The organism is Paucibacter sp. KCTC 42545, assembly GCF_001477625.1.
In the GTDB taxonomy this organism is placed as follows: Bacteria; Pseudomonadota; Gammaproteobacteria; order Burkholderiales; family Burkholderiaceae_C; genus Paucibacter_A.
The window spans coordinates 231,525-254,051 of record NZ_CP013692.1; the positions used below are offsets into that span (position 1 = coordinate 231,525).

Genomic DNA, 22,527 nt, shown 5'->3' on the forward strand with positions numbered 1-22,527 from the left:
TCGAGATTTAGTGGAGGATCAACCGCCGGAAAGCTGTGTACCGTCCGATTGATAGATTGGTTATGCGTCACCGTCGTGCTAGTTCAAGGGCATGAGCGATGTCGTATGCAACCATGAAGCCCGTGTTGTACGGAACCTTCATTTCTGTAGCCTCTCCCTCTGCGTCCAGCACGAGTTCGTGCTCGATCTTGAACTTTGATACCACACCGGCGATACATGGATCATTCATGTTTCCGTTGCGAAAGTAGTAAAGAGGCCCGCCGGAGAACCCTTCGTTGTTGAGGGCGTCAATATAGAGAGCTTTCGGGGGGCCGGCGTCTACGGCGGAGAGCGCCCCCTTCTTTAGAAAGACTCCTGGTTGTCCATCTGCGTTTGGACCATAGTCGACCGACATCTTGTAGGGAAAGCCAACAAAGAACATGTCTTGGCCAACGTAGCAATCGCCAAACTTCGGATCAACCTTGAATTCCGGATCCGTGAGGCGCATAGGCGCTTGGAGTACAGCGATGTCCAGTTCTCCCCGACCCACCGCGACAATGGTGCAGTCAATCTTTTGCCACTGCCTTCGACGGAAGAGTTGTATCTCATGGACCCCGGTATCGTGATCGAGCAAGTGCCGTGCTGTGATCAGGTATTCGTTGCCATCAACGTCAAGTGTGAAGGCCGTACCGTACTGTGCTGCCTTTATGAAAAAGGTCCGGTAGAAGATGTTGGTTGGCAGCATGAGTTTGGTGACGCCTAACTAGGTTGTCCAATAGCGAGAAATCCACAACTACCCTCGCCACTCACTGCGCGTGAAAATCCGCGAAAGTGAACATCCGGGTTCATTGCATTGGTGAATTGGTGTGTGTTGGCCGTTTTTGCGGCGCGTAAGTACGATTGTGCCGTCTGTGTATGGCGTTATTGAACCCCGATTTGCCCGAGTCCCGCATTCGGGGACCTGAGGGGTAGGCCTTAAATTTGAAGTTCCTGCCGGCGTTCATCGCCACTCGGCGCAGTTGAATGGGGCGCCCTCAATGATCAAAATGCAACCTCAACACCGCCTGCCCCGTCCCGAGGCTGGCGCTGCTGAGTTTGTCGGCTAGGTGGCGCATCAGCACGCCGGAGACGCGGGCCATGGCGGCGTCGAGCTGACGTTCCATTTCAGCGGCATCAGCGTCATCGTCGCTGCTGTTCATCAGCGCATCCAGATCCAGCGGCACTGCCGCTGCAACGCCATCGACTGAGACATCGCCCGCAGCAGCCCCCACCCGCAGCGGCTCGCCCTCATGCAGCAACTCCAGGTCGAAGTTGAATTCATCAAAGCTGCCGCGTATCACCAGCAGGCGGCCGCCGCCTGCGGCTTGTATCGCTTCGCTGGCTTCCAGCGCGGCCAGGGCGGCGCGGCGGACGATGTCCATGCGGGCGCCCCAGGCGCCGCCTTGGCGCTCAACAAAGGCGGTGAGCTGGTGGCTGATGGGCCCGAGGCGTGGGTCCAGCTCGCAGCTGGCGCGCAAGCGGGTGCCCAGGCGGAACAGCAGGTTCAGGCCCATCACGCAGACGCCGGTGACCACAAAGCCGTCGCCGGCCAGCATGGCCAGGCCATCGGGCAGGCCTTGGCTCAAGCCCGGCATCAGCATGGTGGCCAGGCCGGCGCAGAGCGATAAACCCACCATGAAGATGCCACGGCTGTCGAGCGCGCGGGTGGCGATCATCTCGATGCCGGAGACGATCAGGTACGCGGCGGCATAGAGCGAGATGGCGCCCAGCACGGCTTGTGGGATGAGTGTGAGCGCCATGGTCAGCAGCGGGCTCATCGCCACCAGCAGCAACATGGCGGCGCAGGCCAGGCCGATGTAACGGCTGCTGGAGCCGGTGGCGTGCACCAGGGCGATATTGGCGGAGCTGGGCGCGGTGGGGAAGCTGCCGAACAGGCCGCTCAAAAAGTCACTCGCGCCATTGGCGCGGATGCCGCGGCCCACCATTTGCATATCGGCGCGCTTCCAGTCGGCGTTGTCGGTCTTGTCCATCACGATCAGGCAGCCGATGTTGTCCAGCTGGTTGAGCGTGGCGATCAGCACGATGGCAAAAATGATCTCGGGCCCGAGGTTGAAGCTGGGCGCAATCGGCTGCGGCATGGCCAGCCAGGGCGCGCTGTGCAGCCACTCCAGGCCTAGCAGGCGCTCGCTGAAGGCGGCAATGGCCAGGCCAATCAACAAGCCCACCAACACGCCCAGCAGCTTGAAGCGCCGCCCGCCCCAGACCGACAGCACCACGATGCTGGCCAGGGTGGCGCCCGAGATGAGGGCGCTGATGCCGTCGATCTGCAGGGCGGAGGCACCTGCCGTTGCCGCCGGGGCATGCACCACGCCCAGCGCATTGCGCATGGCCGGCTCCACCAGGCCTAAGCCCCCCATGCACACCACGGTGCCCACCACGGTAGGCGGGAATAGGGCGCGCAAGTGGCGCATCAGCGGCCCCACGCAGAGCGTGACGCCGGCGGCGATCAGGCTCACCTGCACCAGGGAACCCAGGCCGTAGCTGGCAATGGCCGCGCCGGCCACCGTGATCATCATCGGGTCGGGCTGGAAGACCAGCAGGGTGCCGCTGCCCCAGCGCCCGCCCCAGGCTTGCAGGGCCGTGCCCATGGCCATGCCCAGCAGGGTCATGGCGACGATGGAGTGGGTTTGCGGCAGGCTCAAACCCGCAATCTTGGCGGCGGCCAGCACATGGGCGATCAAGGCCAGCACCGTAGCCGCATGTTGCAAGGCCAGCAGGCCCAGGGCGCCGCGCGGCGGGCATTCATCGGCCGCGTAGATCAGCTCGAAGGGCCGGCGTACCGGCTTGGATGGGGGCAGCCAGCGGCTGAGGGCTTGCAGCAGGGGCGGGCTCATGGGGTTGGCGGTATCAGTCAGGCCTTGGCGCGGGCCGGGGTCGTTGTTGGGTGCGGTGCTGTAGCGGTGGTGCCTGGCTTGCCCGGCATGGCGGGCGCATCCAGCAGCAGCACATAGCGCCGCGCCAGCCAGACGCAGCGCTCAAACACCGTGGTGGCGCTGAACACGGCTTGGCGCAGGCTGGCTTCCAGCTCGCTGCCTTGCAGGCGGCGGCGGATGCCGTCCATCAGCTCCGAGCGGTCATGCGTGAGGCTGCGCAGCAGTTCCAGGTCTTCGGCATCGGGCTGGGCGCGGGCGGCGGTTTCGGCCAGGGCCTCCAACATCATGTGCAGGCTTTGCACCAGTTGGTCCAGCAGCTGGGCGACGGTGGGGTCGCTCATCGCGGCTTGCGTGCTTTGGTGCAGCTCCACCAGCGACTCTTGCAGCGAGGCGAGCAGGCGGTTGCGGTCACGCAGCACCATGCTGCGCTCCAGCACATCGCGGCTGCGCTGGCGGTCGGCCAGTTCCACCAGGAACTGTTCGCAGAGCTGTAGCACCTGGCTTTCAGCGGCCTGGCGTTTGTCGGCCGAGGCCAGCGCAGCGGGCGCGTCTTGCCGCAGTGCGTCGAGATACGCGGGTAGGCAGGCGAGCAGGCGTTGCTGCTCTTTGTCGGCCAGCAGCAGGGCGGTTTCGGCTTCGTCCAGGGCCTCGTCGTGCACAAAGTGCGGCTTGCTCAGGTTCTCTTGCACCGAGGGCGCGGCCCAGGCTTCCAGCCAGCGCTGACCTGGCGCGTCCAGCGCGCGGCTGCCCAGGTCGCTGAGCACTTGCACCACCATGTAGAAGGCGGCCAGGCGCGCCGGCAAGCCCATGGCGAAGTGGTCCAGCAGGCGGCCGAAGGGGTCGTCAAAGAGCCAGCGGTTACAGGCGTAGAAGATGAAGGTGAGCAGCAGGCCTTGCAAGCGCAGCAACACCTGAAACAGCACCAGCTGGCGGGCGCTGCCTTGCAAGCGGCCGGCCAGGTTCCATGCCGAGGCGGCCGAGCCCAGGCCGGCGCCCATCACCAGCATGGCGCCGCCGTTCCAGCCGATCAGGCCGCCGGCGGCCAGGCTCATGGTGATGACGACCACGGTGGTGGACGACTGCGCGGCCCAGGCCACCATGGCCCCCAGCGCAAAGCTGGGCAGCAGCCAGACGCCCAGCTCGGCAATCTGCTCGCGCAGCCAAGGGGCGGTGCGCAGCATGGCCGCGCCGGTCTTGATGAAGTCGGTGCCCAGGAAGAGCAGGCCTAAGCCCAGCAGGGCGCCCACGGCGTGGCGCCAGCGGGTGGATTGGTCGATCTGCTGGTAGTAGGCAATGCCGGTCAGGCCCACCAGGCACAGTGCCAGGGCATGCAAGTCAATGGCGGCCACCAGGGCCAGCATCGAGGTGCCCAGATTGGCCCAGCGGATGATGGGAAAGGCGCGCTTGCGGTCCATGGCCCCGGCGGTGACCAGGGCCACCAGCACGTGGATGACGGCATTGACGCTTTGCATCACCGCGCCCGCCAGCAAGCCGAACAAGGCCAGCGAGCCCGCGCTGGTGACGGCGCGCGCAATCAGCTGGCGCAGGCGCCGGCCGATCACCTGGCGCAGGTTGTTGCTGATCAGCCTCACGCCGATGAAGAACAGACCCAGCCCGGCGAAGAGGCTGAAAAAGATGCTCATGAGTCCGCGTAAATAAAAGGTCAGGCCGCCAACTGGCGGAAGCCTTCGTTGCGGTCAGTGACGCTGTCGATGATTTTGAGGAAGCCGCTGATCTCAAACACCTCGCGCACATGCTGGGGCAGGCTGCACAGCAGCAAGCGGCCTTGCGCTTGCTTGGCGCGCTTGGCGGCCATCAGCACCACGCGCAGGCCGGCGCTGGAGATGTAGTCCACCGCGGCAAAGTCCAGCAGAGCGCGGGCGCCGGGGGTGGCGAACAGGTCTTGCACGGCTTGCTCAAAAGCGCTGGCGGTGGCGCTGTCGATGCGGCCTTTGAGGCTGACGAGGCGGGCGCCTTGTTCATCGCTGCTGTAGTGTTCGAAGCTCATGGCGGGGCTCTTTCTTTGACTGGGGGCTTTTGTGTGGTTGGGGCAGACGCTGGGGCCGAGGCGCTTCAGCGCTTGAGGGTTTTGAGCAGCACGATCAAGTTGCCGCTGCCGTCGTAGAAGGCACGCACCTCGTCCATCATGGTTTTGACCATGTGCACGCCCAGGCCGCCCACGGCGCGTTCTTCCACGCTGGCGTCCAGGCTGGGCTCGGGGGCTTCCACAAAGGGGTCGAAGGGCGGGGCGTCGTCTTTGAGGATGATTTCCAGCCACTCATCCGAGCGCGAGAGCCGCACATGGATGCTGCGATCGGGCGCGCCGTGCAGGCCGTGCTGGATGGTGTTGGTGATCAACTCTTCCAGGCAGAGGTTGACGGCAAAAGCCACGTCCGGCCGCTCGGCCAGGGCCTCGTTCACCGCCTCGGCCAGCGGGGCGATTTCTTCGACACGGCTGTGCAGGCGATGCTCCAGCAACAAGGTTTTGTTCTTCAGTTCCAGGGGGGCGTGGCTCACGGTCAGAGCTCCTCGGGCTTGTGGGCTGGCGGACGGGTCGGGGGATTGGGTGTTGATAGCGACGGGGCCGGTGGCGCCGACTGGGACATCTACGCGCGGCTTGCGGCACAGCAGCAGGGCGGTCAGGTCGTCGCTGGGTTCGGCGCCGCCGACGAAGTCGGCCACATCGCGCACCAGGCTGGCCAGCTTGGCGGCGGCGTGCGGTTCGTCGCTGGCTTGCAGCCAGGCGCTCAGGCGTTCTTCGCCATACGCGTTTTCGGCGGCGTCGAAGGCTTCGGTGATGCCGTCGGTGTAAAGCAAAAGGGTGTCGCCGCAGGCCATGTGGGCATGGCGGCGGCTATAGCTCATGCCGGGCATCACGCCCAGGGCGATGTCGCACGCACTGTCCAGGGCCAGCACCTCGCCTTGGGCGGTGCGCTGCAGCGGCGCGGGGTGGCCGGCGCTGGCATAAGCGAGGCTGCCGTCACGCGGGTCGTAGATGCAGTAGCAGGCGGTGACGAACAGCTCCATTGGGTTGCGCCCGCTGAGCACATCGTTGGCGCGGGCCAGCACTTCTTCGGGGCCTAACTCGTCTTGCGCCAGGTCTTGCAGTACGGTGCGCGACACGGCCATGAAGAAGGCCGCGCCCACGCCCTTGCCGGCCACATCGGCCACGAGAAAGCCCCAGCGGCCGTCTGAGAGCGCAAAGCAGTCATAAAAATCACCGCCCAGCTCGCGCGCCGGGTGCATGCAGGCCTGCATGGAGAAGTCCGCCGTGTCGGGGAAGTGCTGGGGCAGGATGGCCTGTTGCATATCGCGGGCCGATTCCAGCTCCTCTTGCACCCGCAGGGCCGCTAGATGCAGCTGATCGTTCTTGTCGGCCAGCTCCAGCGTGCGCTGTTGCACCAGGCGCTCCAGCTCGCGTTGGCGCGATTCGTTTTGCTCGCGGATCACATCGAGCAAGCGCCCGACCTCCGACGCCACGGTGTTGAAATTGCCCGCCACCAGGACCAGCTCGTCTTGCGTGTCGATGCGGATGCGGGTGTCCAGCCGGCCGGCGCAGAAGTCTTGCGTGCCTTGCGAGAGCCGGCGCAGCGAGCGCAGGGTGGACACATAAATGCCGGCGAACAGATACGCAATCGCCGCCATCGCGCCCACCAGCAAGGCACCCACTTGCCACTGGCTGCGGCGCAGCTGGGTCAGGCGCTCTTGCAGCAAGGCATCGGCCTGCGCGGTGGCGGCCACCAGCAAGGCCTGGGCTTGGGCCAGATTGGCGCTGGCGATGGGGCGCAGCTCGGCCAGGGCTTCGGGCGCATCCAGCACCTTGTCGACCGCGTCTTGCTGGCGTTCGATGCGGGTCAGCAGCTCGTCCAGCTGGGCTTGCAGGCCGGCGGGGTCGCCCTGGGACAGCAGCTGCTTCATGCCGGCGCGCAGGGCGGGTGTGGCTTCACTCAGCACCACCTGGGCGGCCACGGCGTAGCTGGCCATGCTGTCGCTGGACAGAGCCAGCGCGTCTTGCTGCTTGGCCAGCGTTTCCATCAGCAGGGGCAGGCGGTGGCTGAGCATCTCGAACGCCGCGTCCAGCTTGGGGTCCACATTCAGGCGGTGGGCGCGGGCGCTTTCGCGCATCAGGGCCAGCAAGGCGTTGATGGTGCCGGTATGGGCGGCGAAGCGGCGCTGGGCATCATCGTCTTGCGCGCCCAGCTCTTGCAGCTGTTGCCATTGCTGCTGCAGGCGTTGGCCCAGGGCGGGCAAGGTGTTGGGTGGGGCGCTGGGCGGAAGCTGCGGCGCGGCAACCCAGGCTTGCAGGGATTGCAGCTGGACTTGGGCGGCCTGGATGGCCTGGGCATTGCCGCGCTCGTCTTTGAGTGCACCGCGCTGACGCACCAAGGTGTCGAGCACTGCGGCTTGCTGCGCCAGGGCGGTCAGGCCGCGGCGCTCCAGCTCGGCGCTTTGTGCGTCTTGCCCGGCTTTGCGCAGCAGCGGCCAGCTCAGCAAGGCCAGGGCCACCAGCATCACCGCGCCGACCAGCAGGAATTTGCGCGAAAAGCTCAACCGGCCCGACAGCCAGCTGGCCGGCGCCAGCAGGCGCAGCCAGTGGGCTTGCGCCCGGCCGAGGTCGGTGGCGGCAGTCGTCATAACCGTCAGTCGAGATTGGCGGTCAGCAGGACCTTGACGGCGGCGCCGCTGGGCTTGCGCGAGACATAGCCAATGGCGCCGGGCGTGCTTTGCACCAGGCGGGTGACTTCCTCATCACTGTCCACCTGGCGCGGCGGTAAGCCCATGCCGGTGAAGCTCTGGCGGGCCCAGAAGGCGCGCAGCTGGCCGGGGCTGCGGCCGGTGACTTGGTCGTAGAAGGCGCGGCGCAAACCGCTGCCTTCGCGCAGGTCGATGGGCTGGATGGCCTGGCCGTCGGGCCAGTTTTGTTGCTGGCGCAGATAGATCTGCGTCATGCGCTCGGGGCTGATTTTGTCCAGCGCCACATCTTTGTGGGCGATGACGATCAGCTCAGTGCCGGCCTGCGCGGCTTGCGGTGCGCTGAAGCAGAGCAAGCTCAGCAAAGCGGGCAGCGAGAGCAGGGCCAGGCGAGCGCGATGGAGGATGCGGAGGCGGTGTTGATGGTGTTTCATGACCGGCCCCTCCTCAGAACACCAGGTCCAGCGTGACGCTGAACAGCTGGAGTTTGTTGTCGAAGGGCAGCGCGGGCACGGCCAGTGGGCCGGGCGTGTTGGCGTTGGGCGTACTCACGAGATCGAGCTGGGTTTTGATGGCCATGTTCTCGCGCCAGTCCCAGCGCAGGCCGAGGCTGACCGAGCGGCTGCTGATGTCGGCGAACTGCTGGGCGCGGTCGAAGCCTTGTTTGAGCTGGTTCAGCCCCGCATCGAGTTGCGGGTCCAGGCCGGTGGGCGCCAGGGCGCTGGTGTTGAGCTTGGCGCTGGAACGTTTGAGCTGGGCCAGGCTCAGATAGGGCGTGAAGTCCCCGAAGCTGCGGGCCAGCGTGAGGCTGTAACCCGTGCCGCGGCCGACCAGATCGTTGCGCGGGTCCATCCAGGTCAGCTCGGCCAGCAAGCGCCATTGCTGCCAGTTGCCGTCCATGCCGAGGCTGGTGTAGGTGGGTCGGTTGTCAAAGGGGTTGCGCAGGGCATCCAGGCCTTGGGCCTTGGCTTGCAAGGCGGCCAGCATGGCAGGAGGCAGTTGTGGGTTCTGCGCGATTTGCTGCAGCGCGCCGCTGAGCTGAGTCAGGCCGCCATTGATTTGGTCCACCTGCTCGGAGCGCAGCACATAGCGGTCAATGTCGGTGCGCGAAACGCGCAGGGTCAGGCCTTGCAGATTGGCGCTCAAGCTGAAGCCCAGCAGGCCGCGCAAGCTGGCGTCAGCGGAGATGGCGGGGGAAAAGTTGTTGAAGCGGTGGGTGTAGTCGTAACGCCCGCCAAACACTTGCGCCAGCACGCTGGCATCGCCGAAGTTGAGGCGCCAGTGCAGGTCGGCCCCGTCCAGGCCGGCCACGCTATTGGTGAGGGCGTAGATGGCTGGCGCCGGGCGCACGGTCAGATTGGCATAGCCGATCTCGGCAATGCTGGAATCAAAGAACAGCGGGCTGCGGATGCGGCCCAGGTTCAGGCTCAGGCCGTGGCCCAGTTGCTGGCGCAGGGCGGCGATGCGCAGGCGCGGCTGCATGTCTTCACCGGCGCGGGCCACGCCTTGCATTTGAAATGTGGTGCCGCTCAGCGGCTGCCATTCCAACTGCAGGCCCAGCACCGTGTCCATATTGGCCGACCAGCCTTGCTGCACCGGCTTGAGCTGGGAGAAGGAGGTGACGGCGCCGGCCGTGGCGTTGTCGTTATGCGCCAGGCCCAGGGTGGCGAAGCCGGAGAAGCGCAATGAACTCCCCCGGCCCTCGCCAGTTTCCTCGGCCGCCTGCGCGCTGGCGCCGGCCAGCAGGCCCAGGCCCGCCAGCGCCCAGGCCGCTGCGTGTCTCTTGCGTTGTCTTGCTCTTGTCGGCATCAAAGCATCCCCTCGCTATGACCCGCGTCTTGATTGGCGGGCCTGAAATTGAGCGAGAGCTTGCCGGCCTAGCGTTGAATTTCCGTTGAATGGCCGTTGATGAGCGCCAGGACTTGGGCGGCGCTGCGTTGCAAGAGCAGCTCGGCGCCCATGGCGCGGCCGGCTTGCACGGCCTGATCTAGCGCCTGTTCAATCTCGCTGCGCGGTGCGTCTTGGGCTGCCAGGGCCTGGGCACGCATGCGCCAGAGTTCAGGCAGCAGGTAGAACTCCTGGCGTTCATGTGCCTTGGGCAGGCAGGCGTCGATCTGGCTCAGGGCTTCTTCGGCCTGGCCGAGGGTCAGCAAGCCTTCGATCAGGAAGGAGAGAAAAGTCGCCTCGGTGCTGGGCATGGCCACGGCCGAGGCGCTGGCGGCTTGGCGGATGGGCAGCAGGCCGGCCGGGTCGCCGCCGGCCGCCTGGCTCCAGCCCAGCACCAGCGCGCCCACCGCCTGCCACAGGGCCAGGCCGTGACGCTGGGCCAGGGCCAGCAGTTCCATACTCAGGGGCAGGGCGGCGTCGGGGCGGCGCAGATGGCGCTGCAGCACGCCCGCCATGGTCAAGGCAAAGCCGAGGGTCTGGGCATGGCCCAACTCGCGTGCTTGCTGCAGGCCGAGCTTGGTTTGCTCCAGGGCCTCATCGACGCGGCCCTGCAAGGCCAGGGGCCAGCCCAGCATGGCGCGGGCGGCAATGCCGCCATGTTCGCCAAAACGCTGGGTCAGCTGGGCGCGCTGGCGCGGCGGCAGGCGGTCCCCGGCGGCGGCGGCCTCGGCCAGGGCCTCGCAGGAGGCTTGCAGCTGGCCTAGGAAAAAGAGGTTATTGCCCAGGGCATAACGCGCTTGCACGGCGGCTGCGGCGTCACCGGTGTCGGCGGCCACGGTCAACAGCTCTTGCACCAGGGTCAGCACCGGGCCTTCGTCCGGGCCGCTGCGGCTGCCCAACCACAAGCCCCAGAGTGCCTGGAAGCGCTGCCCCGGGCCGCTGGCGGCGCCGGCTTCATCACAGGCTTGCAGCGCCTGGCGGTAGCACTGACGTGCGGCTGGCGAGCCATAGCCCTCCAGGGCCAGCAGGCCGTGCCCCAGACCCAGCAGCAAGGGCAGGCGCAGGCGTTGCACCAGGGCAGGAGGCGCGTCGGGAAGTTGCAGGGCGGCCAGGCCTTGCTCGAAGCCGTGGCGCGCTTCCTGGTGGGCCGATTGGGCGGCGGCGCGTTCTGCGGCCTGCAGCCAGTAATGCGCGGCCGCCGGGTCGCCGGCGGCGTGCAGATGTTGGGCCAGGGCCTCGGGCGCATCGGCCGCCTGGGCGGCGAAGGGGCCCATCAGCGCCTGGGCGGCACGCCGGTGCAGGGCGCGGCGCTCGCTGGCGCTGAGGGTTTCCAACGCGGCGTCGCGGATCAAGGCATGGCGGAACTGCCAGTGCTGCGGCTCAATGGCTTGCAGCAGGTCGAGCCGCTGCAATTGGGCCAGTTGCTGGGCCAAAGGCCCGGCCGGCAGTTGCAGCAGTTCTTGCAGCAGGGCGGGCGAGCAGGTGCTGCCCAGCAGGGCTGCGCCTTGGGCCAGGCGCTTGGCCTCGGGCGGCAGGCGGTCCAGGCTGGCAGCGAGCAAATCCCACAGCGTGGCCGGCACTTTGTCGGCCGGGCGTAGGCGTAGCGAGCGCGCCAGCTCTTCGGCAAACAGGGGCACGCCGCCAGCGCGCTGCAGCACTTGCTGGCGCTGGGCGGGTGACGCCGGGGCGCTGTCGAGTTGATCGATCAAGCGACCCATGTCCTCGGGGGGCAAGGGCTGCAGATTCAGGCACAGGTCCAGGCTGGCGCGAACATCGTCGGGCGGCGCCTCGCGTGAGCTGAGCAGCAGCAGGCCGGGGGCGCGCTGCGCAGCGGGGCGCTGGCTTTGGCGTTGCAGATGCAGCTGCATCAGCTCCAGCGTGGACGGGTCGGCCCAGTGCAAGTCTTCCAGCAGCATCAGCTGCGGCCGGCCCTGGGCCAGGCCTTCGAAGAGATCGCACAGCAGGCTGTGCAGCTCTCGCTTGAGCAGGGGCTCGGCCGGGGGCGAGTGCTGCTGGCTTTGCAGCAGCAGCGGGCGCAGAAGGGCGCGCGCGGCCTCATGGCCGGCAGGTGGCAGGCCGGCTTGCTGCAGCAGCGTGCTGAGGCCGGCCTCGGCCTGCGCTTCATCACCCTTCAGTGCGGCGCCCATGCGCCGGCGCAGCGTGGCCCGCACGGGTTCGAGCGGGGTGTGGCGATATTCGGGGCGGCATTGCAGCTGGGAGATCGGCGTTGGCGTGGCACCCGCAGCGGCGACAACAGATTGGCGCAGCGCCTGCAGCAGCCGGGTCTTGCCCAGGCCGGGTTCGCCTTGCACCCAGACCGTGCGGGCGCTGCCTTGCGCGTGGGCCCATTCCTGTTGCAACTGGGCCAGCTCGGCGCTGCGGCCGACCATGGGCTTGAGCGCATCGCTCCGGCTATTGGCTTGTGCGGGGCGTGCGCCCAGCAGGCTGGCGCTGCCGCCGGGTTCCGCCGTGGCCGCAAAGCGGTGGTGACGCTCGCTTTGCTGTTGCAGCTCCGCGCTGACGCGGATGCTGCCTGCTTCCGCTTGCAGGGCGAGCTTGCGCGCCTGACGGGAGAGTGCGCCCACGCTGTCGGGCGAGGCCAGCTCGGGGTCGGCATGCACCCAGCCCACATGCAGGCCTTGGCGCAGGGCCCAGCCCTCAGCTTTTGCCTCGTGGGTGGCGGCCAGTTCCAGCGCTGCGTCCAGAGCTAGGCGAGGTGCATGCTCTTGCGCGCGCGGGTGGCCGAAAAAGGCCAACAGCTCGCCGCCCTCGGCCCGCTGCACATGGGCGCCGCGTGCCTGCAGCAGGTGGCGGGTTTGGTTCAGCCGGGCCTGCAGGGCGCCGGCCAGGGTTTCGGCCTCCCAGCCTGCGCCGTTCTCAGCGTTGCCGTCTTCGGTCGGGGCTTCCCAGTCGCAAGCCAGGGCGACAACGCGGCGGCGTTCGGCCCGGGGCGTCTGCGGGCTGCCGGCGCTGGATGACGCGCCGCGCAGGGTTTCGGCCAGGGCCAGGGTGGTGGCCTGCGGCTGCAGTTGCAACTCTGCCTGCAGCAGCTTGCGGAAATGTTCGAACAAGGCCAGGGCCTCGCCGGCGGCGGTGGGCGCCAGCATGCGCATGCAGCGGCGCAGGGCAGGCTCGCACCAAGGGTCTTGGGCCAGGGCGCGGCGGGCGCAGGCCAGGGCGGCTTCGGGCTCGCCCGCATCTTCATGCAGTTGGCCCAAGGTCTCCAGCAGTTGTTGGGCCTGGCGCAGCAAGGCCTCGCGGCGCGGCTGCAGCCAGGCTTCGAAGCCGGGCGCCTCGGGCAGTTGCAGGCCATCCAGCAGCGGGCCGCGGTAGAGGTTCAGGGCTTGCTGCAAGGCCTGGCGGCGCGCCTCGGGCTGGGTTGTGGCGGCGTCCAACTGGGCCAGGGCGAAGTCGCGGCAGTCCAGCTGCCAGGCCAGGTCTTCGCGCAGTTGCAGATGTTTTTTGTCGCCCTGCAGCGGATCCAGCTCGGCCTGCTCAGGCCACAGTTGGCCCAGCACCCGGCGCAGATCGAACAGGGCGCGGCGCAGATTGGCGCGCGCTTGGTCCAAGCTGGAATCGGGCCAAAGGGTTTCGGCCAGCAGCTCGCGGGGTAGTGGCCCGCTTTGCAGGGCCAGCATGGCCAGCAAGGCGCGCACCTTGTCGTAGGGCAGGGCCAACAAACGGCCCGCGACATCGCGCAGCTCGAAGCCGCCCAGCAGGCGTAACTGGGCTTGGGCTGGAATTGCTGAGGTGGCAGCGGCGTCGGCAGAGGAAAGGGGCACTGGGCTCGTTAAAAACATGAGGCGAAAGAATCTGGGGCGCAGTATGCCTGGGTGACGTTACGGGACGTTCATGGTGAATAGTGACCGGCGCAGGGGCAGAATCGGGGCGCTTTCGGGGCGCTTTCGGGGTGCGGGCGTGACGGCGATGTGCTGCCGCGCCTTGCCAAGGCCTCACCTTCATCTCTCGCAGGAATTTTCACAATATGGCCACAGTTTTGATCGTCGGCGCTTCGCGCGGCATTGGTTTGGAATGGGTGCGCCAGGCGCGGGCCGCGGGCGACCGTGTCGTGGCGACGGCACGCGACGAGGCCGGGCTGCAGCGCCTGCGTGATTTGGGCGCGGTGGCGCTGAAATTGGACGTCATGGACACGGCCAGTGCCTCGGGCCTGGCCTGGCAGATCGATGGCTATGCCTTTGATCAGGTGGCCTTGGTGGCGGGTGTGTACGGCTCCCGCATCAGCGGGCTGCAAACGCCGACCGAGGCGGAGTTCAATACCGTCATGCAAACGAATGTCTTGGGCCCCATGCGGGTGCTGCCGCAGTTGCAGGATGCGCTGGCACCGGGCGCGCGGCTGGCCATCATTTCCTCGCGCATGGGTTCGATCAGCCTGCGCAGCGACAGCCAGGGCTGGCTCTACCGGGCTTCGAAAGCGGCGGTGAATTCGGTGCTCAAAGATGCCTCCTTGATGCTGCAGGACAAAGCCATTTGCATCAGCGTCCACCCCGGGTGGGTGCGCACCGAGATGGGCGGCGAGGGGGCCGATATTGATGTGCAGACCAGCGTGGCGGGCATGCGCGCGGTGATGGCGGGCCTGAGCCCGGCCGACAACGGTAGCTTCATCAACTACGATGGCCAGCGCCTGACGTGGTGAGCTGGCATAACGGAACACTTGCTTGGGGTGGCGATGAACTTGAAACGCGCAGGCCGGGGCTTGCTGTGGACCTTGGGGCTGATTGCGCTGGCTGTGCTGGCGCTGGCCGCGGCCTGGTTAGCGAGCAATAACCGCTGGGTTGATGCTGCACCTCAGCCGCGGCCGGCAGCCCTGCAGCCACGCCAGGTGAGCTCCGCGCCAGAAGCCAATGTGTTCTTTGATCTTGCCGGGCTCTTGGCCCCGGCGAATGAGTCGCCGCTGGCGCGAGGTCAGGCGGCGTGGGCGGGGGGCGATGCGACACAGCGCATCTCAAAGCCCAAAGACCCGCGCTGGGATTGCAAATGGGCGCGTGAGGACTGCCTGGCCAGTTGGTCGCAGGACGCGCCCGCGCTGAAAGCCAGCCTGGACGATCAAGCGCTTTTGCTTGGCCGCTGTGCGGCCATTGCTGATGCACTGAGTGCAGGGCGCCGGGTCTTCGAAGAGCCCTTGCCCCAGGCCCGCGCGGAGCTTCGTAAGGTGTCGGATCAGTACCTCGCCTTGCCACTGGCCAGCCATGTTCAAGGGGCAGTTTTGTGCCTCCGCGCCTTTCAGCTTCAGGCCGCACAGGCGCAGGTGGACGGCGACGCCAGCGTGTTGGCGCAAGCCCTGGCGCGCGGCCAGGCTTTGAGCCAAGCGCAGCTGAACGGCGCGCAAAGTTTGTTGGCTCAGACAGTGGCCTGGTCGCAGGCGCGCCAGCAGCTGCAATTTGCGGCGGCCTTGCTGGTTCGTGAGCCCGGCCTGGCCGGCCTGGCCGGCCTGGTGGCGCCGCAGCTCGGGCCTTTGCCTGCACGCGCCGTCGATGCGGCGAGCTAGATGCCGGCAGAGGCTTTCTTCCAAGCCCAGGTCTTCCGCGAGCTGGGCCAGATGTGCGGCCACCTTCAGCCCTCAGACGGCATAGGCCCGCAGGCTGAGCCGCCGGCCTTGCTGAGCGAGGCCTCGGCTTGGGAGCGCCTGAAGTGCCAATTCGGTTTCATGCCGGAGCGCAGCTTGCAAGACAACGATGCCTGGTGGCTGCAAATGCAAGAACAGGCCGCCAAGCTGGGGCCGGAAGGCTTGCAGAGCCAGATGCAGGCTCAGAGTCAGGTGCATGAGCAAGAGCATGAGCAGGGCATGGGCTTCGCCTTGCTGTCCCTGCCTTGGCGCAACACCATCGGTGAGATCTTGTTCCAAGTGGCGCGGCCTACCTATGCCAGCTACCCGGGCAAGCAGGCTGACTTGCAGCTGAGCCACCGTGCGGCGCAGCTGGCGCTGGCGCTGGCGCAGCAGCCGGTGGCGCTGGCCGAGCGCAGTGCCTGGCTGGCGCGCCAGCCCATGAGCACCGGCCAGCGCGAGCGCCTCAAGCTCAGCGCCGACGGGCGTGCGCTGCAAGTGACGCTCTGGAGCCGCGAGGGCGCAGACGCGCCCGGCGAATCGACGCAAAGCTGGGCGCTACCCACACCTTGAGGCCGGCGGGCAGCGCGGGACGCGTTATCGTTGAGGCTTGGCCGCGCGTTTGACTATCAGCACGCGGCTCCCGCATTCCAATTCGAGACATACGACATGCTGCTTTCCGACGACCACCGCGCCATTCAGGACGCGATCCGTGCCTATGTGCAAGCCGAAATCGCCCCCAAGGCGGCTGAGTGGGACAAGAACCATCATTTCCCTGCGGCCGAGCTGAAGGGCCTGGCCGAGCTGGGCTGCTACGGCGTGGCCGTGCCCACCGAATACGACGGCGCCGGCCTGGACTATCTGGCGCTGAGCATCATCTTGGAAGAAATTGGCGCGGGTGACGGTGCCACCTCCACCGTGGTCAGCGTCAACAACTGTCCGGTCTGCTCCATCTTGATGGCCTTCGCCAACGAGGCGCAGAAGCAGCAATTCCTCAAGCCCTTGGCCCGCGGCGAGATGCTGGGCGCTTTCTGCCTGACCGAGCCGCATGTGGGCTCCGAGGCCGGCGGCCTCAAAACCACTGCCGTGCGTGAGGGCGACGAGTACGTGCTCAACGGCGTCAAGCAATTCATTACCAGCGGCAAGAACGGCGATGTCGCCATCGTCATGGCCGTGACCGACAAGGCCGCGGGCAAGAAGGGCATCAGCGCCTTCATCGTGCCCACCAACACGCCCGGCTATGTGGTGGCCCGTGTCGAAGAAAAAATGGGTCAGCACGCCAGCGACACGGCGCAGATCATGTTCGACAACTGCCGCATTCCCGCCAGCTATTTGCTGGGCGCGGAAGGCCAAGGCTTGAAGATTGCGCTGTCGGGCCTGGAGGGCGGGCGCATCGGCATCGCCTCGCAGGCGGTGGGCATGGCGCGCGCCGCGTTTGAGGCTGCGCTGAAGTACAGCAAGGACCGCGTCACCTTCGGCCAGCCCATCTTCAACCACCAGGCGGTGCAGTTCAAGCTGGCCGATATGGCCACGCAGATCGAGGCCGCGCGCCAGCTGATCTGGCACGCTGCTGCGCTGAAAGATGCCGGCCAGCCCTGCCTGAAGGAAGCGGCCATGGCCAAGCTCTTCGCCACCGAAATGGCCGAGCGTGTGTGCTCGGACGCGATTCAGGTGCACGGCGGCTATGGCTATTTGAGCGACTTCCCCGTTGAGCGCATCTACCGCGATGTGCGGGTTTGCCAGATCTACGAAGGCACGTCTGAGGTGCAGAAGATCTTGATCGGCCGCGCGCTGGCTTGATCGCTTCGGGGCGGTGCGCAGCGCCGCCCTCGGCCGGGGCAAACCCGGAGATGGTGAAAATTCCGGTCATGACTTGCGCTTATAGGTCTAAAACCTAGGCGCGACGTGCGAACATCGCTCAGCCTTTGAACAGCATGAGCGCACCCGTGCCCGACACCCCCGTCATCCCCGTCCTCCCACCTTCGATAGACAAACCCACCCAGCGCCGCCGGCGCGGCGCGGCGCAAGATGAGCTGCGCGAGCAGATCCGCCTGGCGGTCAAAACGCAGCACAACCTAGGCGGCTACGGGGCGGTGACCATGCGCGGCGTGGCCCAGGCGGTGGGGATTTCAGCGATGTCGCTGTATCGCTACTTCCCCAATAAATCGGCCATGCTGGAAAGCATTTGGGCGGAGGCCTTGGAGGCTTCTTTGCAGAGCGCCATTCAGGGCAGCGCTGCGGCCAGCGAGCCTTGGGCGCGGCTGCGGCAGCTCTACGAGGCCTATGCGAATTTCTGGCTCACCCATCCCGACGACTTCAAGCTGGTGTTCGACCCCTGCAATGAGGTGTCCGCCAATTTTCTGGCCAGCGGCCCGGCCGCAGGTTTCAGGCAGCAATACGAATCGATGATTGATACCTGCCTGGGCGAAGGCATCGGCCTGGCCCAACGCCAGCAATGTCACGACTTGTGCCGGCTCAAGATCGTCGGCTTCTTGTTCACCACCGTGGGTCTGGCGACCAAACCGGCCACGCCTGTGGCCGCGCTGCTACAGCTCACCTTGGACGATATTGAGCAGCAATTGATGCGCATCAAGAACGGCCGCTAAGCCCCGGCCGCCGGGCATTCTGCTTGTCTGAAAATACGACAAATGCCTCGGGTTAACCCGATAAATATACGTGTAGCGTACAGGTTACTCTAAGACTGAGGCAGCCAAAAAGAGCTGATCTTTGGGTCGAGGGGGAGTTTTTCCATGCGCGCCAATTTTCCCGTTACTGAGCGGGAGTACGTCCTGCCTGAGCAGGTCACTCTGATGTCCACCACGGACCCCCAAGGTCGCATCCGCTATGCCAATGCGGCATTTGTGGAGGCCAGTGGTTTCAGCCGTGAAGAGCTGATCGGTCAGCCCCACAATCTGGTCCGCCACCCGGATATGCCGGAAGAGGCTTTTGCCGATATGTGGGCCACGCTCAAGTCCGGCCACAGCTGGAGTGCGCTGGTGAAAAACCGGCGCAAGGATGGCGACTATTACTGGGTGCGCGCCAATGCCACGGTGCTGCAGCGCGAGGGCCAGATCGTCGGCTTTGTGTCGGTGCGCACCAAGCCTGAAGCCGAAGAGGTACGGGCCGCCGAAGCCCTGTATGCCCGCATGCGTGCCGGGCGCAATACCGGCTGGCGCATGCGCCATGGCTTGCTATTGCGGCAAGGCCTTTGGGCCTGGACCTCGGCCCTGCGTTTGCTGTCGGCCCGCGCTCGTTTGCGTGGCGCTTTTGGTGTGCAGATCTTGGCCCTGGGTGCCCTGGCCTATGCCTGTGGTCTCAGCCCCCAGTCTTGGCTGGTTTTCGTTGGCGCGGCAGCCTTGTTGGCATGGAGTGCTTGCGCCTGGCTGGAGTTGCAACTGAGCCGCCCTTTGCAGCGCTTGCTTGAGCAAGCCCGTGCCTTGGCCGCCGGTCAAAGCGCAGCCGGCGCCAGGTTCGAACGGGTCGATGAAATTGGCTTGATTCAGCAGGCGATCAATCAGTCGGGGCTCAATCTGCGTTCTTTGGTGGACGACGTTGCCGAGCAGTTAGGCAGTTTGCAAGCCGCCAGCGGCTCGATCCGCAGCGGCCACAGCGAGCTCAACGCCCGCACCGAGCAGACGGCGGCCAATTTGCAGCAGACCGCTGCGGCCATGGAAGAAATGACGGCCACCGTTCAGCAAAACGCCGAGTCGGCCCTGCGCGCCACCGAATTGGCCCAAACCACCCGGCATGCCGCAGCTGCCGGTGGCGGTTTGATGCAGCAAGTGGTGCAGACCATGGGAGAAATCCACGGCGCCAGCAGCAAGATCAGCGACATCGTGGCCTTGATCGACAGCCTGGCGTTTCAGACCAATATCCTGGCGCTGAATGCCGCGGTCGAAGCGGCACGCGCCGGCCATCAGGGCCGAGGCTTTGCGGTGGTGGCGGCCGAGGTGCGCGCCCTGGCTCAGCGCAGCGCGCAGGCCGCGCAACAAATCAAACAGCAATTGGCACACAGCAGCAGCACGGTGACCCAAGGCCATCAGCTGGTGGGGCAGGCGGCGGAATCCATCGGCCATATCGTCGAGCAGGTGCACCGGGTCGGTGAGTTGATCGACGGCATTAGCGCCGCCACGCGGGATCAGAGCGAGGGCATCGGCCAAGTCAATCTGGCAGTCAACCAGCTCGATCGCATGACGCAGCAGAACGCCGGCTTGGTGGTTCAAGGCAGTACTTCGGCGCTGCATTTGACCCAGCTGGCCAAACGTTTGCTGGAAGCGATTGCGCTCTACCGCGATGAGGCAGCGCCCAGCCACAAGGAGCGCCAAGCGCGCGCTTTGCGTCCGCCCGGGGCCTCACCCACGTCGTCGCCATTGCTTGCCCACGGCCCCCACTAAAGTGTCTCAAGTCAATTCATTCAAGCTCGGCCTCTTGCTGCCCCTCAGCGGGGTCGCATCGATTTATGGCCAAGAGATCCTGCGTGCCGTCAGCTTGGCGGTGGCTCAAGTCAATGCCGCAGGCGGCGTGGCAGGGCGGTCCTTGGAGTTGCTGGCGCAGGATGATGGCAGCCAGCCGGCCACCGCCGTTGCCGCGGCCCTCACGCTGATCGATGTGCAGGGCTGCCGCGCCCTGATCGGGCCGCTGCTGTCCAATGCCCGGCATGCGGTGGTGGGCGAGGTGATGGCCATGCGCGGCCTGCCCATGCTCAATTTCTCTTGCCAGGAAGGCAGCATCCGCGAGCATGGTTTCTTCAGCTTTGCGGCCCTGCCCAATCAGCAGATCGAGCCTTTGATGCGGGTGCTGGTGCAGCGCTTTGGCCCCAAGGTCTTTTTCGCCGGCAGCAATTACGAATGGCCGCGCGGCTCCATCGACGCCGCGCGCCGCGCGCTGGCGCTGCACGGCGGTGAATCGGTGGGCGAGCAGTATCTGCCGCTGGGTCTGACGGCGCGCGAGCTGCCGGCCTTGATGGAGGCCTTGCGCTACTCGGGCGCCGATGTCTTCGTGCCCTTCTTTGCCGGGCGCGATCAGATCCAGGTGCTGCAGGCCTTTGCCCACGCCGGCTTGAAGGCGCGCATGGCGCTGGTCAGCTGCCAGTTCGACGAAGTCATGGCCAGCCAACTGAAGCCGGAAGAGCGCGAGGGCGTCTACTCCTGCAACACCTACTTCATGAGCCTGAGCAACCCCGAGAACCAGGACATGCTGGCGCAGCTGCGCCAATGGACGGGCGTGAGCGGGCTGTGGCCGCAAGGCGATGGGCTGATCAGCAACTTCGGCGCCGGTGCCTATCTCTGTGTGATGGCTTTGGCGCAAGCGGCGGCGGCATGCCAAAGCTGGGAGACCACCAGCCTGATCGCTGCGCTCAAGCAGGTGGACCTGCTGGCGCCGCAGGGCCGGGTGCGCATGGACCCGGCGAGCCAGCATGTCAGCGTGGACATCTATCTGAGCTGCTGCGGGGCCCAAGGCGACTTCCGCATCATCGATCACTTCCCCGCGCAGGCGCCCAATGCGCCGGCCCGCTACACCTTGCCGCCACCGCCTTTGGCCGAGCTGCAAGCCCCAGCGCCGCAGTGGCAGGCAGAGCCTGGAGCCTCCGGCCTGCCCATGCCGGAGGCGCCGCGGCCAGAGGCGCCCAAAAGTGCCGAGCATGTTGAGCGCACCGAACGTGCTGAATTGATGGCCTTTGCCGACACCCCCATCGTCGCCACCGATGGTCAGGGCTGGATCCGGCGCGCCAACTTCAGCGCGGCCGAGCTGTTCGGCTACAGCGTTGAGGAGATGCACAGCCTGTCCGTGCACAGCTTGCTGCCGCCGCATTTGCGGGAGCGGCATGTGATGTTGTTCCAGCGCTTTCTGGACGGTGATGAGCAGCTGCGCCGCATGTCCGGGCGCGGCGATATCGTGGGTTATCGCAAGGATGGCAGCTTCTTCCCGCTGGAAGCCTCGATTGCCAAGTTCCGCCAGGACGACGGCTGGTCACTGGTCGTCACCCTGCGGGACATCAGCGAGCGCAAACAGGCCGAGGCCCAGCTGCTGTGGCGCGCGACGCACGACGACTTGACCCGCTTGCCCAACCGCGCCTTGTTCACCGAGCGTTTGCAAAACGCGCTGGAGCGCTCGCGCCGCCTCGATTTGAGCGTGGCCGTGCTCTTCATCGATCTGGACGGCTTCAAGCTCATCAACGACAGCCACGGCCACGAAGCGGGCGACCTCTTGTTGCAAGAAGTGGCGCGGCGCCTGGGGAGCTGCGTGCGCCCTGGTGACACGGTGGCACGTTTGGCGGGCGATGAGTTCGTGGTGCTGTGCGAGCAACTGCAGCAGCCCGAAAGCATCTCCATCTTGGCCGAGCGCATCAATGTGGCGCTGCGTCAGCCCGTGCATCTGGATGGCATCACGGTGCGTGTGTCCGCCAGCATCGGTGTGGCCGTTGGCCATGGCATGACGCATGCGGCGCAAGAGATTTTGCAAGGCGCGGATATGGCCATGTACGCCGCCAAAGAGCGCGGCCGCGACGGCTGGCGCTTCTTCAACGAAGGCTTGCAGGCCCAGGCCCGTGACCGCATGTGTATCAGCCAGGGCCTGCCCCTGGCGTTGGCGCGTCATGAGATGAAGGTGGTGTTCCAGCCGATCGTGGATGCCATGCAGGGCCAGGTCATTGGCAGCGAGCTGCTGCTGCGCTGGCACCCGCCGGCCGGCCCCGTGCCGCCGGACCGCTTCATTCCCTTGGCCGAAGCCAGTGGCGCCATCGTGCCCATCGGCCTGTGGGTGTTTCGCCAGGCCTGCCTGGCCGAGCAGCGCTGGCGCGGCCGCTGGGGGCAGGGCGCGCCTCATGTGTCCGTCAATGTGTCGGCGCGCCAGCTGGATGCGCCCGGCTTTGTGTCCCAACTGCAAGCCGAGTTGGCGCAAACCGGCGCGGAGCCCGGGCGCATGATTCTGGAGCTGACCGAGTCGGCGCTGATGTCCGATATGGACGAGATTGTGGAAAAGCTGCGCGCTCTGGCGGCGCTGGGTTTGCGCATCGCGGTGGACGACTTTGGCACCGGCTACTCCTGCCTCTCGCGCCTGACCCGGCTGCCGGTGAGTATTCTCAAAATTGATCGCAGCTTCATTGCCAACGTCCCCGACAAGGCCGAGGACATGGCGGTGGCACGCGCCGTGGTCGGCTTGGGCAAGTCCCTGGGGCTGACCTTGGTGGCTGAGGGCGTGGAGACGGACATCCAGGCCGAGGAAATGCGCAAACTCGGCTGCCATATGCTGCAGGGCTATTTGTGCGGCAAGCCGGTCGATGAAGCCGATTTCATGCGGCGGGTGGATGAGGATGCACGAGCCGAGCGGCCCAAGCGTCTGGCCAAGGCCGAGCGGACTGGCGCCGAGCAGGCGCTGGAAGCGGCCATCTGTTCCTTATGCTTGAAGCCGGTTGAGGCTTGAGCCCTGACCGCTGATCCCAATGGCTTTGCCATCAAAGCCTTGGCTGCTGCG

General features: G+C 66.3%; 14 protein-coding genes and 3 pseudogenes. 9 read left to right on the forward strand and 8 right to left on the reverse strand.

Features of this window, described 5'->3' with window-relative positions; genetic code table 11:
- Positions 1-67: 67 nt before the first annotated feature.
- The 8 genes from AT984_RS01045 to AT984_RS01080 form a co-directional block, all read right to left on the reverse strand.
- A complete protein-coding gene (locus tag AT984_RS01045) occupies positions 68-724 on the reverse strand; it encodes a S1 family peptidase (protein WP_058718525.1) in 657 nt (218 codons plus the stop codon).
- A gap of 289 nt (positions 725-1,013) precedes the next feature.
- Positions 1,014-2,873 (reverse strand): uracil-xanthine permease family protein, encoded by a 1,860-nt coding sequence (locus AT984_RS01050; RefSeq protein ID WP_058718526.1) that lies wholly within the window; start codon positions 2,871-2,873, stop codon positions 1,014-1,016.
- A 17-nt stretch (positions 2,874-2,890) separates the two neighbouring features.
- Positions 2,891-4,555, reverse strand: coding sequence for a Na/Pi cotransporter family protein (locus AT984_RS01055; protein ID WP_058718527.1), 1,665 nt, complete (start codon positions 4,553-4,555; stop codon positions 2,891-2,893).
- Between the two features lie 20 nt (positions 4,556-4,575).
- Entirely contained in the window at positions 4,576-4,920 is a 345-nt protein-coding gene (locus AT984_RS01060) for an STAS domain-containing protein (protein WP_058718528.1), read from the reverse strand.
- Positions 4,921-4,985: 65 nt separating this feature from the next.
- Positions 4,986-7,547, reverse strand: coding sequence for an ATP-binding SpoIIE family protein phosphatase (locus AT984_RS22285; protein ID WP_082679686.1), 2,562 nt, complete (start codon positions 7,545-7,547; stop codon positions 4,986-4,988).
- 5 nt (positions 7,548-7,552) lie between these two features.
- On the reverse strand, positions 7,553-8,038 hold the full coding sequence (locus tag AT984_RS01070; RefSeq protein WP_058718529.1) for a substrate-binding domain-containing protein: 486 nt from the start codon (positions 8,036-8,038) through the stop codon (positions 7,553-7,555).
- Positions 8,039-8,051: 13 nt separating this feature from the next.
- Positions 8,052-9,413 carry a hypothetical protein gene (locus AT984_RS01075; RefSeq protein ID WP_058718530.1) on the reverse strand — a complete coding sequence of 454 codons (1,362 nt, stop codon included), beginning with the start codon at positions 9,411-9,413 and terminating at the stop codon, positions 8,052-8,054.
- A gap of 68 nt (positions 9,414-9,481) precedes the next feature.
- A complete protein-coding gene (locus AT984_RS01080) occupies positions 9,482-13,273 on the reverse strand; it encodes an AAA family ATPase (RefSeq protein WP_058718531.1) in 3,792 nt (1,263 codons plus the stop codon).
- 203 nt (positions 13,274-13,476) lie between these two features.
- Between AT984_RS01080 and AT984_RS01085 the strand changes: the two genes are divergently transcribed.
- From AT984_RS01085 to AT984_RS23915, 9 genes and pseudogenes are all read left to right on the forward strand, one after another.
- The gene (locus AT984_RS01085) at positions 13,477-14,145 is read left to right on the forward strand and encodes an SDR family oxidoreductase (RefSeq protein ID WP_058718532.1); all 669 of its coding nucleotides are present in this window, start codon (positions 13,477-13,479) and stop codon (positions 14,143-14,145) included.
- Between the two features lie 33 nt (positions 14,146-14,178).
- A complete protein-coding gene (locus tag AT984_RS01090; protein ID WP_058718533.1) occupies positions 14,179-14,997 on the forward strand; it encodes a hypothetical protein in 819 nt (272 codons plus the stop codon).
- On the forward strand, positions 14,998-15,627 hold the full coding sequence (locus AT984_RS01095) for a hypothetical protein (RefSeq protein ID WP_058718534.1): 630 nt from the start codon (positions 14,998-15,000) through the stop codon (positions 15,625-15,627).
- 96 nt (positions 15,628-15,723) lie between these two features.
- Positions 15,724-16,854 carry an acyl-CoA dehydrogenase family protein gene (locus AT984_RS01100; protein ID WP_058718535.1) on the forward strand — a complete coding sequence of 377 codons (1,131 nt, stop codon included), beginning with the start codon at positions 15,724-15,726 and terminating at the stop codon, positions 16,852-16,854.
- 134 nt (positions 16,855-16,988) lie between these two features.
- Positions 16,989-17,660, forward strand: a complete 672-nt coding sequence (locus AT984_RS01105; RefSeq protein WP_058718536.1) for a TetR/AcrR family transcriptional regulator — start codon at positions 16,989-16,991, stop codon at positions 17,658-17,660.
- A gap of 144 nt (positions 17,661-17,804) precedes the next feature.
- Complete coding sequence (locus AT984_RS01110) at positions 17,805-19,448, forward strand: methyl-accepting chemotaxis protein (protein ID WP_082679688.1); 1,644 nt, start codon at positions 17,805-17,807, stop codon at positions 19,446-19,448.
- Positions 19,348-21,069: pseudogene (locus AT984_RS23905) on the forward strand (ABC transporter substrate-binding protein); the annotation flags it as partial. The gene AT984_RS01110 and the pseudogene AT984_RS23905, both read left to right, overlap by 101 nt.
- Before the next feature lie 75 nt (positions 21,070-21,144).
- Positions 21,145-21,507 (forward strand): annotated as a pseudogene (locus AT984_RS23910) (diguanylate cyclase domain-containing protein); the annotation flags it as partial.
- Between the two features lie 132 nt (positions 21,508-21,639).
- A pseudogene (locus AT984_RS23915) lies at positions 21,640-22,476 on the forward strand (putative bifunctional diguanylate cyclase/phosphodiesterase); the annotation flags it as partial.
- Between the last annotated feature and the right edge of the window lie 51 nt (positions 22,477-22,527).

Bases quoted from the DNA above. Each gene is read 5' to 3' on its own strand.
- AT984_RS01050 (WP_058718526.1), bottom strand. From the start codon at position 2,873: ATGAGCCCGCCCCTGCTGCAAGCCCTCAGCCGCTGGCTGCCCCCATCC.
- AT984_RS01105 (WP_058718536.1), top strand. From the start codon at position 16,989: ATGAGCGCACCCGTGCCCGACACCCCCGTCATCCCCGTCCTCCCACCT.
- AT984_RS01045 (WP_058718525.1), bottom strand. From the start codon at position 724: ATGCTGCCAACCAACATCTTCTACCGGACCTTTTTCATAAAGGCAGCA.
- AT984_RS01090 (WP_058718533.1), top strand. From the start codon at position 14,179: ATGAACTTGAAACGCGCAGGCCGGGGCTTGCTGTGGACCTTGGGGCTG.
- AT984_RS01075 (WP_058718530.1), bottom strand. From the start codon at position 9,413: ATGCCGACAAGAGCAAGACAACGCAAGAGACACGCAGCGGCCTGGGCG.
- AT984_RS01095 (WP_058718534.1), top strand. From the start codon at position 14,998: ATGCCGGCAGAGGCTTTCTTCCAAGCCCAGGTCTTCCGCGAGCTGGGC.
- AT984_RS01055 (WP_058718527.1), bottom strand. From the start codon at position 4,555: ATGAGCATCTTTTTCAGCCTCTTCGCCGGGCTGGGTCTGTTCTTCATC.
- AT984_RS01100 (WP_058718535.1), top strand. From the start codon at position 15,724: ATGCTGCTTTCCGACGACCACCGCGCCATTCAGGACGCGATCCGTGCC.
- AT984_RS01070 (WP_058718529.1), bottom strand. From the start codon at position 8,038: ATGAAACACCATCAACACCGCCTCCGCATCCTCCATCGCGCTCGCCTG.
- AT984_RS22285 (WP_082679686.1), bottom strand. From the start codon at position 7,547: ATGACGACTGCCGCCACCGACCTCGGCCGGGCGCAAGCCCACTGGCTG.
- AT984_RS01110 (WP_082679688.1), top strand. From the start codon at position 17,805: ATGCGCGCCAATTTTCCCGTTACTGAGCGGGAGTACGTCCTGCCTGAG.
- AT984_RS01060 (WP_058718528.1), bottom strand. From the start codon at position 4,920: ATGAGCTTCGAACACTACAGCAGCGATGAACAAGGCGCCCGCCTCGTC.
- AT984_RS01085 (WP_058718532.1), top strand. From the start codon at position 13,477: ATGGCCACAGTTTTGATCGTCGGCGCTTCGCGCGGCATTGGTTTGGAA.